The following is a 16347-nucleotide window of genomic DNA, read 5'->3' as shown; positions in this document are numbered from 1 at the left end:
GCGCCGCCTCGGGGGCAGTGGCGGGGCCGCGGCGAGGCCGCGGCAGGACTGCGAGGGGGGCCGTCACTCCTTGGGCGCCAGGGCCACCCACACCTGACCGCGTGCGAACCGCAGCCGCTTCCCCTTCGAGTCGGTGAAGGTGGTGCCGCCGGTCGCGGAGGGGCGGCTCCAGCGCGCCTCGTACTCCTTGCCGTCCCGCAGCACCAGCGCCCGGCCCGAGCCGACGGTCTCGGTGTAGGGCGTGACGGCGCCCGAACTGTCGCCCAGTTCGGAGTCGCGGACGTCGACGTACTGGACGACGACGGTGGACGCGCCCAGCACGCCCCCGCCGGTCGTACGGGCCTGTCGCCCGTCCATGCTCACCAGCCAGCGGCGTCTCTGCGCGGACCACGCGAAGTCGAAGCGGGCGGCCTGGTAGCGGACGCTCCGGGCCCGCGTTCTGCGTCCGCCGTCCGGGGCGGCACCGAAGCGGAAGCCGATGTCCTTGGGTGCGCCCGCGTCCTTGGCGACGGGGGCGGACAGGGCACGGCGGGGACGCAGGTACAGGTTGTGCGGCGCGGGCCGGTCGGAACCCCGCGTGTACGCCTCGGGCAGCCGGCCCGGCGGGAGGGCGACGAGAGGGGCGGAGTCCACCTTTGCCTGCAGCTTGGACTGGACGCCCGAGTACGCCAGTACCGGGTTGTCGAACTGCCGCAGCAGCTCCAGGTCGGACTCGCGGGCGCTGCGCACCGGCCCGAGCGTGGAGGGGATGCGGGAGGCGAAGACGGCCAGTATCCGGGAGAGGCCGGCCTCGACCTCCTCGATGTAGACGATGTCGGCCTGGTCGAGGCCGGTGTGCGGCCGCGCGGCCTCGACGTTGTCGATCTTCACGGCGAGGACCTTCTCGCCGATCGCGCGTCCGCCCGTGAAGGGCGAGCGCTCGACGTCGTCCTCACCACCGCCGCCTCCGCCTCCCCCGCCGCCTCCGCCTCCGCGGTCCTCCGAGTCGCAGGCCGCCGCCAGCAGCGACAGCCCCGCCGTCATCAGCACGGTCCGCCGGGATCCCGTCCACGCCATGGCCGCCCGCCTCCCTCTCTCGCGTCCAGGTCAACGTTCCCCGCGGAGGGGTGCTACCGACGCGTCGTGGCCGAGATGTGCCCGAAGGGCCGCCCGGGCGGGCACCGCGCCGCGTCAGGGTGTACGGCGGCGCACCAGCCGGAAGGCGGCCGCCACGAGGACGCCCGTCACGGCCAGCAGGATGCCCGTCTCGACGAGCTGGATCGGCCAGAAGTGGGACTCGGGGTGCGCCACCGCGAACACGTCCCGGCCGTCGTACTTGGCCAGGCACTTGTCCAGCGACGCCTGAACCGTCCTTCCGTCGCAGAACGACCCGGCGCGCGTACCGCTGTCCGTGATCATGCCGACGCTGAACTTCTCGCCCGCCCGGTCCGACAGGCCGGAGGCATCCGTGCCGGTCAGCCGCACCTTCGGCCACAGCAGGTGCCCGAAGGAGCCGAGAGCCGAGTAGACCGCCGCGAGGGCCGCCACGGAAAGGCCCGTCGCAGGCAGCGTCCGGCGGGTCAGCACGGCGGCGAGGGCCCCCACGGCCAGGCCGAGGGCGGTGAACGCGAGCCCGACGGGGCCGCCCGCGTGGAAAGCCTGCTGCTCCCACCAGAAACGGACGGGCCCCTGGGCTCCCGACGTCCAGACCCATCGCTGGAGGAGGATCAGGACGGTGGTCCCGGCGCCGATCAGGAGCCCCGGCACGGCCAGCTTCGTCGCGAGCCACCTCGCGGGAGTGACGGACTGGGTCCAGGCCAGGCCGGCCGTGCCCCTCTCGAAGTCCCGCGCGACGAGCGCGCCGCCCACGTACACGGCGACGGCGAACGGCAGGAACGTGATCGTGGTCTGGGCGAGTTCGAGCATCCAGCTGTAGGCGTAGGGCGCGCTGAAACCGTCCCCGTCCGGGCACTTCGGCACTCCGGGTTCGTGGCCGGACATGATGCAGAACGAGGTGTCCAGCCCCTTCGCCCGCTGCCCGACGGAGTACAGCCAGACGAGCGCGCAGGCGGCGACGGCGAAGAAGGACGTCCAGCCCAGCAGGCCGGCGCGGTGCACCCGGGCCGCCGCGAGGGCCGGACCGAGCGGGCCGCTCCCCGGGCCGGGGTCTCCGGCTCCGTGACTCGCGGAACGCCGCCCGTCACGGGTGAGTCCGGTCCGGGCGGTCATATCGCAACCTCCGGGCTCGGACTCACCGGCGCGACGCTCCCGGTGACCAGCGCGGGTGCGGCGGGGTTGCGCAGATGGGCGAGGAAGATCTCCTCCAGGCTGGGCTCCTCGACGTCCCAGACGCCGGTGTCCGGCTCGCCGTCCGGACGTACGAGCGCGGTACGTCCCCGCCCGGAGCCCTGCTCCTCGATGACCACGTGCGGCCCGAAGTCCGCGCCCGTACCGGTGAGGCGGCTGTGCGCCTCGACGATCTCGTCGCAGGTGCCGCCGAGTTGGACGCGTCCCGAAGCGAGCAGCAGCAGGTGGTCGCAGCAGCTCTCGAGTTCGGCGACGACGTGCGAGGACATCACGATGGAGGTGCCGTGCTCGGCCGCCTGCGCCATCAGCGCCCCCGTCAGCTGGTGCCGTGCGAGCGGGTCGAGATCGGCCATCGGCTCGTCCAGCAGCATCAGTTCGGGACGCTTCCCGAACGCGAGGGCGAGGGCGACGCGGGTGCGCTGACCGCCGGAGAGCTTGCGGACCGCGGCCCCGGGCTCCGCCCCGCCTCCGTAGGCGATGTGCTCGGCGGCCGCCTGGTCCCAGCGCCCCGGGTTCAGTTCGGCTCCCAGCCGCAGGGTGTCGGCGACGGTGAGCTGCGGGTAGAGCGGCTTGTTCTGCGCGACGAACGCGACGCGCTCGCGGTTCTCACCCGGGGCCCCGCCCAGCAGCCGCGCGGTTCCCCCCGTGGGCCGCCTCAGCCCGGCTGCGATGGCCAGCAGGGTCGACTTGCCCGCGCCGTTGGGGCCGACGAGCGCGCTGATGCTCCCGGCGGGCAGCCGGAAGGAACAGCCGTCGAGTACGGTCCCGCTCCTGAAGCCGTACCTCATCCTCAGGTCCACCGCCTCGACTGCGGCCGTCTGATCGGTCATCGCTGCTCCACCTCGGGGAACTCCTTGTCCAGTGCGGCGTGAAAGAGGGCCACCGCGCCTTCGCGGTCGAGCCCGTCGGCACGGACCCGCTCCATCCATTCCGACAGCTCCCTGCCGAGCGCGGAGTCCGTGGACGCGCCGCTGAGCGACTTGCGCACGAACGTGCCGAGACCGCGCCGGGCCTCGACCAGCCCTTCGCGTTCCAGCTCGCGGTATGCCTTCAGAACGGTGTTCGGGTTCACGGCGGTCGCCTCCACGACTTCACGTGCGGTAGGGAGCTTGTCGTCGGGCTCCAGCAGCCCCAGACGCATGGCCTGCTTGGTCTGCTTGACGATCTGGAGGTACGTCGCGACACCGCTGTGGCGGTCGATGCGGTACTCGATCACCCGTCCCAGCATCCTTTCACTAATCAAGTAGTGAAAGCGTGGTGCATGGGGGCGCGGATGTCAACGCCCCCTGGTCACCGCGGTGTCTGCCCGCGCCGAGAGGCCGGACCGGCCGCGCGAGGGGGAGTCGCCCCGCGTGCGGGCACGCGAAGGGCCCGGCGTCGATGCGTGCGCACCGGCGCCGGGCCCTTCGCCCGCTGTTCGCTCTGCCTGTCAGTCGCCGACCGGGATCCTGCCGTCGGCGGGGGCACCGGTGCCCCCCTGCGCCGGAGCGGCCCCGTTGCCGGCCACGCCCGGCTTGGCCGCCAGGCCCTTCAGCAGGCCAGCGAGGTCCACGCCCGTCGTCGAGTTGAGCAGCTCGACGCCCTGGGCGACGTTGTCCGCGACCGTGCGGGAGAGCTGGCTCGCCCCGTCGGTGGAGATGACCGTCATCTTGTCGACGGCGCCGAGGGGTTCGGACGCCTTGGCGACCACCTGCGGCAGCACCTCGACCAGCATCTGCAGCACGGCGGCGTCGCCGTACTGGGCGAACGCGTCGGCCTTCTTCTGCATGGCCTCGGCCTCGGCACGCCCCTTGGCGCCGATCGCCGCGGCCTCCGACTCGCCCTCGATACGGACGGCGTCGGCGAGCGCGGCACGCTGGGCCTTCATGCCCTCACCCGTCACCCGGGCCCGCTCCGCCTCCGCCTCGGCCTCCTTGACCTGCGCGATGCGGCGCGCCTCCGCCTCCTGCTCGGCCTGGTACCTGGCCGCATCGGCGGGCTTGCGCACCTTCGTGTCCAACTCGCGGTCAGTCAGGGCCGCCTGGCGCTGAGCGACCTTCTCCTGCTCGCTGAGGACCTCCTGGCGGCGTGCCGCCTCGGCCAGGGGACCCGCGGCGGCGGCACGGGCGGACGCCTCGTCGGTCTCGGCGGTGATCTCCGCCTGCTTCAGCTGGAACGTCCGCTGCGCGACGGCGATCTCCTCCTCGGCCCGCAACCGCGCCTGCTCCGCGTTGCGCCGCGCCTCGGCCTCGGCGATGTCGGCCTCCTGCTTGGCGCGGGCCGCCTCGGGACGTCCGAGGTCCTCCAGGTAGGAGCCCTCGGAGGTGATGTCCTGGATCTGGAAGGCGTCCAGCACGAGCCCCTGGCCCGACAGGCTCGCCTCGGCCTCCTCGGCGACCTGGCCCGCGAACGCCGCACGGTCCCGGATGATGTCCTCGACCGACATCCGTCCGACGATCGAGCGGAGCGCGCCGGAGAGCACTTCCTGCGTGAACCCCACGATCCCGTCCTGCTGCTGGAGGAAGCGCTGGGCGGCCGCACGGATCGAGTCCTCGTTGCCGCCCACCTTGACGATGGCGACACCGTCGAGGTTGACCTTCACACCGCGCAGCGTCACCGCTCCGCGCACGGCCACCGGGATGTGCCTGCTGGAGAGCTCCAGCGTGTACTTCTGCTGCACGAACGGCACCACGAAGACGCCGCCGCCGACGACGACCTTCTGCCCGCTGTTGTCGGTGAAGACGCGGCCCGTGTCCGGGTCGGTGGCCTTCTTGCCGCGGCGCCCCGTGACGATGAACGCCTCACTCGGGCCCGCGACCTTGTAACGCGTGACGACGGCGAGCGCGAGAATCACCAGAAGTACGGCGATTCCCACCACTGCGAGCACGACTGGACTCATGACGTGTCCCCCTCAGCCGCCCGCGCCGGGGCGGCGGTCGATAGTTCTCGTAGGACGGGACCTGCCGCGGGGCAGGCCCGGTCCGCGGGCCCTCACCGGGAGGCGGAAACGCCCCCCGGGGCCCGGCCGTTGCTTGTACGGCCCGTCAGCGCCCGACCGGCCGTACGGAGACGGACGTCGGCGACAGCGACGCGTCGACCCAGACCTCCGTGTCGCGCCCCAGCGGCGTGGCGCTGCGCGCCGAGAGCTTCACCGGCTGGCCCGCGACGGACAGCAGCACTTCGCCGTACCCGTCGGCGGGCACCGGTGTGACGACGCACCCCGTGACGCCGACCATGTCGTCACCCCGGGGCACCGCCGCCGAACTGCCGCTCATCAGCGCCCGGCTGAAGCGCCAGGTGCCCCAGCCGGCCAGCCCGCCCGCGCACACGCCCGCAGCGCTCGCGGCGCCTGCCCCGAGATCCGTGGCGCCCAGTACCAGCGCTCCGCTGAAACCGAGCATCGAGGTGAAGCCGGCGAGCACGGGAAGCGACAGAAGCCCGTCCATCGCCCCCACGCCGTCGAAGAGCCCGTCCAGAACCCCGTCGAAGATCAGTGAGAGAGCGAGGACGACGACGCCCGCGATGCCGAGAGCTAGAAAATAGAACACCGCCGACATCCCCCTTGCGTGCCGAACTGCCTGGCCAATGCCACCTTTCCACGGGATGGGAGACGTGCGCATTGCCTGGTTCCGGCAATGTTCGACGGCTACTTGATGCCGACGTGGAACCGCGGCGCTGGTCAGCGGACGCCGTGGACGGCTCGGCGCCTCGCACCACGAACCGCGGCTTCCCGGTGACGCCCGGCCCCGTCGGGACGCGGGCCCGGAGCGCGCCCCGGGATGTCAGCGGGATGAGCGAGGGGAGCGACGTGCGGGCGGGAACCACGTGCAGGCGGGAGCGAGGTGCGGGCGGGAGCGGCGTGGTCACGCCCGCCCGTCCTCCGCCGCGCCCGGCCCCGGCCCCGATTCCTTCACCGCCCGGCGGGGCGGGCCCCCGGCGGTGTCGTCCGTGCCGCGTGGGGACGGTCCGCCGCCGGGAGGCGGAGCGTCACGGACGCCGGGGTGCAGCACGAGGAACGCGGCGAGCAGGCCGAGTACGGCCGCCCCGCACACGAACGGCAGCGAGACCCCCGCCTGGTAGAGGGCGGTCGCGGCGAGCGGTCCGAGGACGAGGGTGAAGCCGTTCGTCGCGTTGATCAGCCCGGCCACGCCTCCTTGTTCGTCCGCGCCGACCCTGAGGCTCAGCGCGGAGTTGTAGCCCGGGATGGCGAGGCTGTGGCCCACTCCGGACAGCGTGGTGGCGGCGAAGAAGACGGGCAGGCTGTCGGCGAAGACCATCAGCGCGAACGCCCCGCACGTCAGCGGCACTCCCACCCGCAGCAGCCGCAGCGGACGCCACCCGAGGAGCGGGATGAGGACGCCCTGCACGAGGAGCATGGGCAGCCCGCCCGCCAGCAGCACGTACCCGGAGAGCTCCGCCGTCTCCGTCGTGCTCAGGCCGAGCCGGTCCTGGAGGAGGAAACCCAGGCTCATCTGCAGCAGGCTGACGGACAGATAGACGCCGGCGCCCGCCAGCAGGAACGGCCACACCCGTCCGTCGAGGGGACTGAGCTTCGGCGCGCGGCCCTTGCCCGCCTCCGGCCTCGAGTCGCCGGGCAGCAGGGCCCAGACCGCGAACGCGGGCAACAGGATCAGCGCCGGTGCCAGGTAGAGGGCGGAGACGAGACCGAAGTCCGCCAGCAGACCGCCCAGCCCGGGGCCGAGGACGAGCGCCAGGCCGATCGCGGCCCCCACCCGGGCCAGGCCCTTGACGCGCGTCTGCTCGTCGGGGGTGACGTCCGCGACGTAGGACTGGGCGGCCACCGGCAGCGCGGCGAGCGCACTGCCGAAGAGGACGCCCCGGGTGAAGAGCAGCAGGGCGAACGTCAGCACCGGGCCGATCAGGCCGCGGAGGCCGAAGTGGGCCGACAGGGCGAACGCGAGGAGACCGGCCGCCGCCCCGAAGAGGGAGACGACCAGCAGCGGCTTGCGCCCGTGGATGTCGCTGCGCCGCCCCCACCACGGGCTGAGCAAGGCGACCGTCGCCGCGGAAGCGCTCATCACCACGCCGAACTGGAACTCGCTCAGGGAGAGTTCGCGGGCCAGCGGCGGCAGGACCGGCGTGAGGATCTGCTGCCCCGTGTAGCCCCCGAACACGGCGAGGTAGACCAGCGGAAAACCGCGCCGGGACGGTTCCCGTGAGCCCGGTGGAGTGGCATGCGGAGCCGCAGCGGTCATCTCGTCCCCCAGTTTCGTCTCGTCCGGCACCGGCCGGCCGCCGTATACCTGCCCCGGGCTCCTACGGTGCCACTCGGGAGACGGCGAGTCCGCACCGCGCCCCGGGACGGGACGGGGCGGGACGTGGGACCGGACCGGACAAGTGCCCTACAGAGGACCACTGTTGACCAAGTGCCGCACGGGAAGGCCCCGTTGGCCAAGTGCCGCATGAAAAGGCTCTGTTGGCCAAGAGCCTCACGGGCAGGCGCCGTTGGCCAAGTGCCGTACGAGGTAGCCCCTTTGCTCAAGCCCCGTACCGGGCGCCGCCGTTGACCTGCACGACCTGTCCCGTCACGTGCCCGGCGTCCGGGGAGCACAGCCAGTGCACCGTCGCGGCGACGTCGTCCGGAGTGCCCGCCCGGCCGTTGTCGGTCTCGGCGATACGCATCCTGCGCCGCTCCTCGGGCATGCCGTCGCGGAAGAAGTCGGTGTCCTCGATGTAGCCCGGCGCCACCACGTTCACGGTCGCGCCGTGACCGCCCAGCCGTGCGGCCAGGTCGTAGGCGTACGGGTGCAGAGCCGCCTTGGCCGCCGCGTAGGAGCCGCCGCCCGAGCCGCGGTACGCGGCGATCGAGGAGAGCAGCACCACCCGCCGCCCGGGGGCCTGGAGCCGGTCCCGCAGCGCCTCGGTGAGCAGCACGGCGGTGAGCACGTTCGTCCGGAAGTTGCCCGTCCAGCGCCAGGCGACGCCGTCCAGCCCGCCCGGCACGTCGTCGGGCGTCCCGATCTCCACGTTGCCGCCGGCGTTGTTCACCAGCACGTCGACGCGTCCGTAGCGCCTCCCGACCTCCGCGGCCACGCGTTCGGCCTCCCCGGCGACGCCGAGGTCGGCGGCCACGGTCTGGATCTCCCCTTCGGCGCCGCCACCGGCCGAGAGCTCTTCGGCGGCCTGCCGCAGCACCTGAGGACGGCGTCCGACGAGCAGCACCCGGTCGCCCTCGGCGGCGAACCGGCGGGCCACGGCGCGCCCGATTCCCGTACCTCCACCGCTGACGACCACGACTCGCGACATGTGAGGTCTCCTCCCGACCTTCTCCGACCCGCGGCCCGGGCTCGACGGACCTGCCGGGCGCGAACGCCGCCCCGGCCCCTGAGGTCCAGGCCCCGAAGGCCCCGGCGCGGCTCACTCGTCGACCGACAGCGCGGGCTCGCCGGCCGACGCCTCCGCCCTCTCCGGCGGCGCCTCGGTGATGTCGAGGAAGACCTGGTCCGCCGAAGGCAGTTGCTCCATGACGGAGTTCTTGATGCGCTCGGAGATCAGCTCGACCTCCTCGCTGTCGAGACCGGGCGCGAGGTCGACGCGGGCCGCGACCAGCGTCGACTCCATCCCGAGCTTCATGGTCAGCAGCGTCTCGACGTTGTCGATCTCCGGCTGCGCCTCCAGCACGCGCTGGACGCCGCGCCGCAGTTCGGGGTCGGCGGCCTCACCGATGAGCTGGTCCCGGTTGGTCTTGCCGAGCCAGAACGCGACCAGCACCAGCAGCACCCCGATCGCGAAGGACGCGGCGGCCTCGTAGACGGCCTGCCCCGTGACCATGTGCAGGGCCATGCCCGCCATGGCGAGCAGGACACCGATCACCGCCGTGCCGTCCTCCGCGACGACGGTCCGCAGCGCGGGGTCGCGCACCCCGTCCGTGTCGGGGTCCTTGTGCGCCTGGTGCAGCGCCCTGACGAGGGACGTCCCCTCCGCGGCGAGGGCGACGCCGAGGACGGCGAGCCCGGCCACGTAGCCGCTGTGGGACTCCTGCGAGCCGCTGCGCAGCGCCTCGTAGCCCTGGAAGAACGAGAAGCAGCCGCCCATGACGAAGATGCCGACTGCCGCCAGAAGCGACCAGAAGAAGCGTTCCTTGCCGTAGCCGAACGGGTGCTTCCTGTCGGCCGGTTTGCGGCTGCGGCGCAGCGCCGCCAGCAGGAAGATCTCGTTGAAGCTGTCCGCGACCGAGTGCGCCGCCTCCGAGAGAAGCGCCGGCGAACCGGCGAAGAGCCCGCCGACGGCCTTCGCCACGACGATCAGCACGTTCGCGCCGAGCGCCACGAAGACGGTCGTGCGCGTCTTGCGGTCGGCGGTTTCCTGGCTCACGCGATGCCCATCCTGGTCTCCATGCGCCCCCGGTTACCCACCGGCCGTGCAGTCAGACCTGTCCGGTTCGCTCGGCTTGCGCGTCAACGTCCGTACGGAGGAAGGCTTTAGGCGGGCAGCGTCGGCGAGGAACGCGGAATGTCCACAGGGTGGGGACGGATTCGAAGACCTCCCCTCAGGACTCGAAGACCTGCGCTCAAGGACCGGGTTCAACAACCGCTGCGGACAGGCCGGTTCAGGATGGTTCAGGGCGGGACGGGCGGCGGAACCGTCTCCACGGAACGATGCTCCGGGAGAACTCGGGCTGTGCGGCCGGCCGTCCCGCCCGCCCCTTCTACGCGCCGGCGTGCGCCTCGCGGATCGCCGCGATGTCGAGCTTCGTCATCGAGAACACCGCTTCGCTGGCGCGCCTTGCCTTCTCCGGATCGGGGTCCGTGATCATCTCGACCAGCCCGTTCGGGACGACCTGCCACGACAGGCCGTACTTGTCCGTGATCCAGCCGCAGTGGCCTTCCTCTCCGCCGTCCTCGACGAACGTGTTCCAGTAGTGGTCGACCTCGTCCTGGTCCGCGCAGTAAATCTGGAAGGAGATCGCCGCGTCGAACGTGAACTGCGGGCCGCCGTTGACGCCGACGAACTTCTGGCCGTTGATCTCGAACTCGACCGTCAGCACCGTGCCGGCGAGCCCCGGACCTGCCTCCGTGTGGCGAGCGATCCTCCCGATCCTGCCGTCCTTGAAGATCGAGGTGTAGTAGTGCGCCGCCTCTTCGGCCTGCCCGTCGAACCACAGGCACGTGGTGAATCCTCGCTGGGGCATCGGTACCTCCCGGAGTAGGGGTGTCGCATGTGAGGACCGCACGGACGAGGGGGATTCATCGCTTCGGCGGGATCCCGCGGCCCGCGCGGGACACCCCGGACACGCGGGCGGCCCGGCGGACCGCTGCCTCGACGGGCGTCGGGGTCCACCGGGCCGGGACTCGCGGGACGGGACTCGCGGGGAGGGGACTCGCGGAACGGGCCGGACGCCGGTCCGGGATCCGCCCCGCGGCCGTCCGGAGCGTCAGGTCACCGCGTCGGCCGGACGGGGCGGGACGGATCGGAGCGCAGGCTCGTCGCGCCCGCCGCGTTGGTCGCCGTGACGGTGAACGTGTACGCGTCCCCGGCCCGCAAGTTCTTGACGGTGATGGGCGAACTCTTGCCCCGCGCCGAGGAGTTGCGGTGTCCGGGGTGCGTGACGTTCCTGGACGCCGCGGTGTACCCCGTGACCGCGTCGGAGGTGCTGGGCGTGAACGAGACCTTCGCCCTGCCCCTGCCCGCTGCGGCCTTCACGCCGGTGGGCGGCGCCGGGGCCGGCGGAACCGCCACGGCGGCGGGGGTGGTGAGCCCCCTGAAGGGCACGGTCCGCTGCGGGCCGCCGCGCGCGGGGACCTTCACCACGCGGTCGTTGCCGAAGTCCGCGACGTAGAGGTTGCCCGCGGGGTCCAGGGCCAGCCCCTGCGGGCTCTTCAGCCCCCTGGCGGGAACGGTGGTCTGGGGACCGCCGTCCGCCGGCACCCGTACGACGCGGTCGTTGCCCGAGTCGGCGATGTACAGGCGGGCGTCGCCCCGGCCGCCGGCGGGCTCGCGGAGCGCCAGCCCCGTCGGCTGTGACAGCCCGCTGGTGGGGACGGTCGTCTGCGGGCCCCCGGACACCGGCACCCGCACCACACGGTCGTTGACGAAGTCCGCGACGTAGAGGTGCCCGTCGCTGTCGAGCGCCAGCCCCGCCGGGTGGAGGAGCCCGCTGGTGGGGACGGTCACCTGGGGGCCGCCGTCCGCGGGGACCTTCACCACGCGGTCGTTGAAGCTGTCGGCGATGTACAGGTTTCCCGCCTCGTCCAGGGCGAGTCCGAGGGGGCGCAGGACGTCGGTGGTGACCGTCTCCTGCGGGCCGCCGTCGGCAGGCACCTTGACGACGCGGCTGTTGACGGTGTCGGAGATGTACAGGTCGCCCGCCGCGTCGAGCACCATGTACGTCGGACGGGTCAGGCCGGTCGTGGGCACGGTCTCCTGCGGGCCGCCGCCCGCGGGGCGTTCGAGGATCTCGTTGGCGGTGTAGTCGGAGACGTACAGCGGTGCGCTGCCCGGCCTGGGGGCCGGGTGCCCGGTCCTCGGCGCGGCGCCCGGACCGGCGGCCGCGGCGGCGGGTACGAGCCACGCGCAGCACAGCGCGAGGAGCGCCGTCACCGCCGTGAGGCAGCGCAACGACCGGAGCGGCGACGGCAGGCGTCCGCGTCGCCGTGGGGAACGGGGCACTGCTGAGGAGCGACTCACTGACACACCCACCTGTTCTGACCGGCGGCCCGCGCCGTGCGGACCGCTGAGACGGCGAGCGCCCCCGGCATCGCAACCCGAAAGGGTGGAGGAGCACCGGGGGCGCCGTTCACGCGACGGGCCGTCCCTTGCGGCCCGGTCCGGCGCACTGCACCGGGCCGGGCCCGGCCCGTCAGCGGCGACCATAGGGAGCGGTCACGGGCGGCGCGGTCGCACCACGCCACCGCATGCGCGTCATCCACCCCAACGGCAGGAACCGGCCTGCGGACGGGACGGCCGTGCTGCCCGGGCGGCCCGCGCCGCGTGCCGCGAAGAGCCGCGAAACGGGGTGTTCGCCATGTGGTGATGGCGTGTAATGTGTATACAGCCTGTATGCAATAGCGCGTTGACGTGGGAGGCGGACGTGGAAGACGCCGGTGGGGAGAGCCGCCTGTGATGTCGGGACGCCAGAAGGCGTACACGTATCTCAAGGACACCGTCCTCACCGATCCCGCGATGCAGGGCGAGTTCCTCTCCGAGCAGATGATCGCCGACCGGATCGGCATCTCCCGTACGCCGATCCGCGAGGCACTGCTGCTGCTCGCGGCGGAGGAGCTCGTCAGCCTGGTTCCCAAGCGCGGCGCGTACATCGCACCGCTCTCCGGCCGTGAGATCGGCGAACTGATGGAGATGCGCGCCCTGCTGGAGCGGTACGCGGCCGAGCGTGCCATCGCCCGCAAGGCCGTGCCCGCCGACGAGATGGACCGGATCCTCGACGAGCAGGCCAAGCTGCGCGGCGACGGCAAGGCGAAGGAGTTCATCGAGGCGGACCACCGCTTCCACGCCACGCTCGTCGCGGCCGCGGGCAACACCCTGATGGCGAAGCAGTACGAGGGGCTCCGCAGCCGCCAGGTCCGCGCCGGCGTCACCGCGCTCTACAGGGCAGGGGGGCGGCAGGAGGAGGTGTGCGTCGAACACCGGCGCATCCTGGAGGCGTTGGCCGCCGGGCGTGCCGACCTGGCCTGCGCCGCGATCGACGAGCACATCGCCGCGACCCGCCGCATCCTCGCCGAGGGCTGACGCGCCGGGCGGCGCCGGTCCGCGGGAGCGGCCCGGCGGGCCCGGACGGGCGGCCCGCGGAGGTGCGTCCGCCTCCGCGGGCCGCAGCGTCACAGCCGCCGGTTGTCCAGCACCGCGACCGCCCCGCGCACCCGCCCGACCTCTTCGGTGTCCACGTCGGCGACGATCAACTCCGGCTGCGTGCCCGCCTGTTCGCGGACACGTCCGTCGGGGCCGACGAGCACGCTGTGGCCGATCCCGAGGGGCGCCTTCGTGGGCTGCGTGATGTCCGCGTCCGGCCCGGGCGGTGCCTGCCCGACCGCCGCCACCCAGACCGTGGCGTCCAGCGCACGTGCCCTGCACAGCAGCTCCCAGTGGTCCAGCTTTCCCGGCCCCGCGCCCCAGGAGGCGGGCAGCACGGAGAGCACGGCGCCCTGGTCGGCGTGCGCCCGGAAGAGCTCCGGGAAGCGCACGTCGTAGCAGGTCGCCAGGCCGACGCGGACACCCGCGACGTCGACGGTGACCACCTCCTGGCCGGGTGCCACCGTCCTGGACTCGGAGAAGCCGAAGGCGTCGTACAGGTGGATCTTGTCGTACGCGGCGTCCACGCCGGGACCCGTCGCGATCAGGGTGTTGGCGACCCGCCCGCCGTCGGCGGGCCTGAACATCCCCGCCACGACGGTCAGTCCGTGCCGCCGCGCCGACTCCCGCACGCCCTCCGCCCACGGTCCGTCCAGCGGCTGGGCCACCGGGGCGAGGGGGATGCCGAAGCGCGCCATGGACGCCTCGGGGAACACGGCCAGCTGCGCGCCCCGCGCAGCCGCCCGCTCCGCCAGGCCGTCGATGGTGCGCAGGTTCTCCTCCGGGTCGGTGCCCGCGGTGAACTGGCACAGTGCCGTGCGCAGCGTCGTCACTGCGTCTCCTTTCCGCGTAGCCGTCCGCGACGGGACGGCGCGCCGGGCTCGTCGTCTCGGATGCCGCTACAGCGTCTTCGCGCCGTGTTCCGCCGCCTCCCGGGGACGGGGCACGTCGCCGAGGTGGCGGGTGTACTCCTCGTCCTCCACGTGGTCCGCGTCCCGGCCGAGCAGCACGCCGCCCACGGTAAGGACCGCCGTGACCACGATGTACCCCGCCAGCGGCAGCCAGGTGCCGAAGCTCCCGAGCAGCGCCGTGAAGATCAGCGGGGCCACGGCACCGCCGATGACGCCGGCCAGCGTGTAGGCGAGGGAGGAGCCGGTGTAGCGCAGCCTCGGGCTGAACTGCTCGGCGACGAAGGCCGCCTGGGGCCCGTAGAGCATCGAGTGGATCACGAGGGCGCCGACGACGCCCAGCACGATCAGCCCCCAGGAGCGGGTCTCGGCCAGCGGGAAGAAGACGAACGGCCACACGCCCGCGGCGACGGCCGCGGTCAGGTACAGCCGGCGGCGGTTCCAGCGGTCGGAGAGGGCTCCGGCCAGCGGGATCAGGAAGATCTGCAGTCCCGAGCCGATCAGTACGGCGGTGAGCGCCTCGCCCTGCGGCATGCCGAGCTGCTCCGTCACGTACGTGAGCACGAAGACGGTGAACATCGCGTAGAGCACGTCGGGGGCGACGCGGCAGAGGATCGCCGCGACCAGCGGACGGCGCTGGGTGGCGAACACCTCGCGGATGGGCGCCTCGGGGCGCTCCCCGGTCTGCTCGACGGCCTTGAAGACGGGGGTCTCCTCCAGGTGCGTCCGCACCCACAGCCCGAAGGCGACGAGGACGCCGGAGAGCAGGAACGCGATCCGCCAGCCGAAGGAGAGGAACTGCTCCTCGGTGAGCATCGCGCCGAGCGCCGCCAGGGCGCCGTTCGCCATGAGGTTGCCCGCGGGCGGGCCGACCTGGGCCGCGGAGGCCCAGAAGCCGCGCTGCCGCGAACTGCCGAACTCGCTCGTGAGCAGGACCGCGCCGCCCCATTCACCGCCGACGCCGACGCCCTGCGCGAAGCGCAGCAGGACCAGCAGGGCGGGAGCGATTGGGCCCGCGACGGCGTGCGTCGGAAGGCAGCCGATCAGGAACGTGGCCGCGCCGACGAGCACGAGCGTCGCGACGAGGACGCGTTTGCGTCCGATGACGTCGCCCAGGCGTCCGAAGACGAAACCGCCCAGCGGCCGGGAGACATATCCCACCGCGTAGGTGGAGAACGCGAGCAGCGTGCCCGTGAGCGGGTCCCCCGACGGGAAGAAGAGCTTGCCGAACACGAGCGCCGACGCGGCGGAGTAGACGGCGAAGTCGTACCACTCCAGCGACGTGCCGGTGAGGCTGGCGGTGAACGCCTTGAGCAGCGTTCTGCGGTCCTGGGGGCGGGGTGCGTCGGGGCTGCCGGCGGAGGTGGCGCCGGGCTCTCCCGGCCCGTGGCTCGGGGCCGGCTCCTCCGCCGCCGACTGCTTCGGCGAGTTGTGGTCCACGGGGCTTCCTCACGGTCGGGGACCTCTTGGGTACGGGAGCATACTTGCTGTATACAGCTCGTATGCGCAACCCTCGCGGACAGGATTCACCCCCGCGAAACACAGCCCGACCTGGAGGAACCACCATGTCCAGCCTCGCCTTCACGCTGCCCGACGGCACCCGGCGCACCGTCACCGTGACGCGTCTGCTCAACGCCGGCTACGCGGGCCGCAGCCAGGACGACGTGGCTGCGCACGTGGCGGAACTCGCGGAGCTGGGCGTACCGGCACCCTCCACGACCCCCGCCCTCTACCCGGTCGCCCCCTACCTCGCGCAGCAGACCGGCAGCGTCCCGGCGCAGCACGGCAGGACCTCCGGCGAGGCCGAGTGGGCGCTCGTCGTCGACGACACCGGCGACCTGCTGCTGACGGCGGCCTGCGACCACACGGACCGCGAACTGGAGGCGTACGGCGTCGCCTGGAGCAAGAACGCCGGGCCCGACGTGCTCGCCGGGCAGGCCTGGCGGCTCGCCGACGTCGCCGACCGCGTGGACAGCCTGACCCTGCGGGCCTGGGTCACGGGCGAGGACGGAACCGAGGAGCTCATCCAGGACTCCACCGCGGCAGAGCTGCTCACGCCCCACCACTGGGCCGAAGTGCTGCGCGAGCGCGGCGAGTTGGAGCCGGGCACGGTGCTGATCTCCGGGACGGTGCCGATGCGGCACGGCGTGGACCAGTTCGCCGGGCGCTGGCGCGTGCAGCTCGCGGACCCCTCCACGGGCAACGAGATCTCCCTGGGGTACGACGTCGTACGGATGCCCGAGCCCATCGGCTGAGACGGCGCTCCACCGCACTCGCTCGCTCACCTCCCCTGCCTCACCGGACCCTGCCGCCCCGCTTCCCCACTTCCCCGCTTCCCCGCTTCCCCGCCGGACCTCTTCCGGCCGCAACCGGGCCGCGCCGTTCCCCTCGGCGCGGCCCGGTCTCG

General features: G+C 72.9%; 15 protein-coding genes. 2 read left to right on the top strand and 13 right to left on the bottom strand.

Annotation, left to right across the window (positions count from 1 at the left end; all coding sequences use genetic code 11):
• Nucleotides 1-63: 63 nt before the first annotated feature.
• The 11 genes from H181DRAFT_RS09070 to H181DRAFT_RS09020 form a co-directional block, all read right to left on the bottom strand.
• Nucleotides 64-1056: a DUF3048 domain-containing protein gene (locus H181DRAFT_RS09070; protein ID WP_045863754.1), complete on the bottom strand. Its 993-nt coding sequence runs from the start codon at nt 1054-1056 to the stop codon at nt 64-66.
• A 114-nt stretch (nt 1057-1170) separates the two neighbouring features.
• Entirely contained in the window at nt 1171-2208 is a 1038-nt protein-coding gene (locus H181DRAFT_RS28750) for a hypothetical protein (RefSeq protein WP_052708511.1), read from the bottom strand.
• Nucleotides 2205-3116, bottom strand: a complete 912-nt coding sequence (locus H181DRAFT_RS09060) for an ABC transporter ATP-binding protein (protein WP_045863753.1) — start codon at nt 3114-3116, stop codon at nt 2205-2207. Before H181DRAFT_RS09060 ends, H181DRAFT_RS28750 begins: the two co-directional genes overlap by 4 nt.
• Nucleotides 3113-3514 (bottom strand): GntR family transcriptional regulator, encoded by a 402-nt coding sequence (locus tag H181DRAFT_RS09055; protein ID WP_045863752.1) that lies wholly within the window; start codon nt 3512-3514, stop codon nt 3113-3115. The genes H181DRAFT_RS09060 and H181DRAFT_RS09055 overlap by 4 nt, the downstream gene beginning before the upstream one ends.
• Nucleotides 3515-3715: 201 nt before the next feature.
• Nucleotides 3716-5164 (bottom strand): flotillin family protein, encoded by a 1449-nt coding sequence (locus H181DRAFT_RS09050; RefSeq protein ID WP_045863751.1) that lies wholly within the window; start codon nt 5162-5164, stop codon nt 3716-3718.
• A 145-nt stretch (nt 5165-5309) separates the two neighbouring features.
• Nucleotides 5310-5813 (bottom strand): hypothetical protein, encoded by a 504-nt coding sequence (locus H181DRAFT_RS09045; protein WP_045863980.1) that lies wholly within the window; start codon nt 5811-5813, stop codon nt 5310-5312.
• 315 nt (nt 5814-6128) lie between these two features.
• Nucleotides 6129-7511 (bottom strand): MFS transporter, encoded by a 1383-nt coding sequence (locus H181DRAFT_RS09040; protein WP_052708510.1) that lies wholly within the window; start codon nt 7509-7511, stop codon nt 6129-6131.
• Nucleotides 7512-7764: 253 nt separating this feature from the next.
• A complete protein-coding gene (locus tag H181DRAFT_RS09035; protein ID WP_045863750.1) occupies nt 7765-8532 on the bottom strand; it encodes an SDR family NAD(P)-dependent oxidoreductase in 768 nt (255 codons plus the stop codon).
• A 111-nt stretch (nt 8533-8643) separates the two neighbouring features.
• Nucleotides 8644-9600, bottom strand: a complete 957-nt coding sequence (locus H181DRAFT_RS09030; RefSeq protein WP_045863749.1) for a cation diffusion facilitator family transporter — start codon at nt 9598-9600, stop codon at nt 8644-8646.
• A 334-nt stretch (nt 9601-9934) separates the two neighbouring features.
• Nucleotides 9935-10417 carry a VOC family protein gene (locus H181DRAFT_RS09025; RefSeq protein WP_045863748.1) on the bottom strand — a complete coding sequence of 161 codons (483 nt, stop codon included), beginning with the start codon at nt 10415-10417 and terminating at the stop codon, nt 9935-9937.
• Between the two features lie 248 nt (nt 10418-10665).
• The gene (locus H181DRAFT_RS09020; protein WP_254666766.1) at nt 10666-11826 is read right to left on the bottom strand and encodes a fibronectin type III domain-containing protein; all 1161 of its coding nucleotides are present in this window, start codon (nt 11824-11826) and stop codon (nt 10666-10668) included.
• Nucleotides 11827-12345: 519 nt separating this feature from the next.
• On the opposite strand from H181DRAFT_RS09020, the gene H181DRAFT_RS09015 reads away from it, so the two are divergent.
• A complete protein-coding gene (locus H181DRAFT_RS09015; protein WP_045863747.1) occupies nt 12346-12972 on the top strand; it encodes a GntR family transcriptional regulator in 627 nt (208 codons plus the stop codon).
• 89 nt (nt 12973-13061) lie between these two features.
• Here the strand turns inward: H181DRAFT_RS09015 and H181DRAFT_RS09010 are convergent, their stop codons facing one another.
• Nucleotides 13062-13856 carry a carbon-nitrogen hydrolase family protein gene (locus tag H181DRAFT_RS09010; RefSeq protein WP_175439741.1) on the bottom strand — a complete coding sequence of 265 codons (795 nt, stop codon included), beginning with the start codon at nt 13854-13856 and terminating at the stop codon, nt 13062-13064.
• A gap of 75 nt (nt 13857-13931) precedes the next feature.
• Nucleotides 13932-15257 carry an MFS transporter gene (locus H181DRAFT_RS09005; RefSeq protein ID WP_045863977.1) on the bottom strand — a complete coding sequence of 442 codons (1326 nt, stop codon included), beginning with the start codon at nt 15255-15257 and terminating at the stop codon, nt 13932-13934.
• A 248-nt stretch (nt 15258-15505) separates the two neighbouring features.
• Between H181DRAFT_RS09005 and H181DRAFT_RS09000 the strand changes: the two genes are divergently transcribed.
• Nucleotides 15506-16195 carry a DUF2848 domain-containing protein gene (locus H181DRAFT_RS09000; protein ID WP_045863745.1) on the top strand — a complete coding sequence of 230 codons (690 nt, stop codon included), beginning with the start codon at nt 15506-15508 and terminating at the stop codon, nt 16193-16195.
• Nucleotides 16196-16347 lie beyond the last annotated feature (152 nt).

The sequence above is a fragment of the Streptomyces sp. WMMB 714 genome (genome assembly GCF_900090125.1).
Taxonomy (GTDB): domain Bacteria; phylum Actinomycetota; class Actinomycetes; order Streptomycetales; family Streptomycetaceae; genus Streptomyces; species Streptomyces daqingensis.
Note: the sequence above shows the minus strand (reverse complement) of the source record. Positions and strands in the feature narration are given on the sequence as shown.

Coding starts and splice junctions, on each gene's coding strand:
- H181DRAFT_RS09070 (WP_045863754.1), bottom strand. CDS start 1,056: ATGGCGTGGACGGGATCCCGGCGGACCGTGCTGATGACGGCGGGGCTG.
- H181DRAFT_RS28750 (WP_052708511.1), bottom strand. CDS start 2,208: ATGACCGCCCGGACCGGACTCACCCGTGACGGGCGGCGTTCCGCGAGT.
- H181DRAFT_RS09060 (WP_045863753.1), bottom strand. CDS start 3,116: ATGACCGATCAGACGGCCGCAGTCGAGGCGGTGGACCTGAGGATGAGG.
- H181DRAFT_RS09055 (WP_045863752.1), bottom strand. CDS start 3,514: ATGCTGGGACGGGTGATCGAGTACCGCATCGACCGCCACAGCGGTGTC.
- H181DRAFT_RS09050 (WP_045863751.1), bottom strand. CDS start 5,164: ATGAGTCCAGTCGTGCTCGCAGTGGTGGGAATCGCCGTACTTCTGGTG.
- H181DRAFT_RS09035 (WP_045863750.1), bottom strand. CDS start 8,532: ATGTCGCGAGTCGTGGTCGTCAGCGGTGGAGGTACGGGAATCGGGCGC.
- H181DRAFT_RS09025 (WP_045863748.1), bottom strand. CDS start 10,417: ATGCCCCAGCGAGGATTCACCACGTGCCTGTGGTTCGACGGGCAGGCC.
- H181DRAFT_RS09000 (WP_045863745.1), top strand. CDS start 15,506: ATGTCCAGCCTCGCCTTCACGCTGCCCGACGGCACCCGGCGCACCGTC.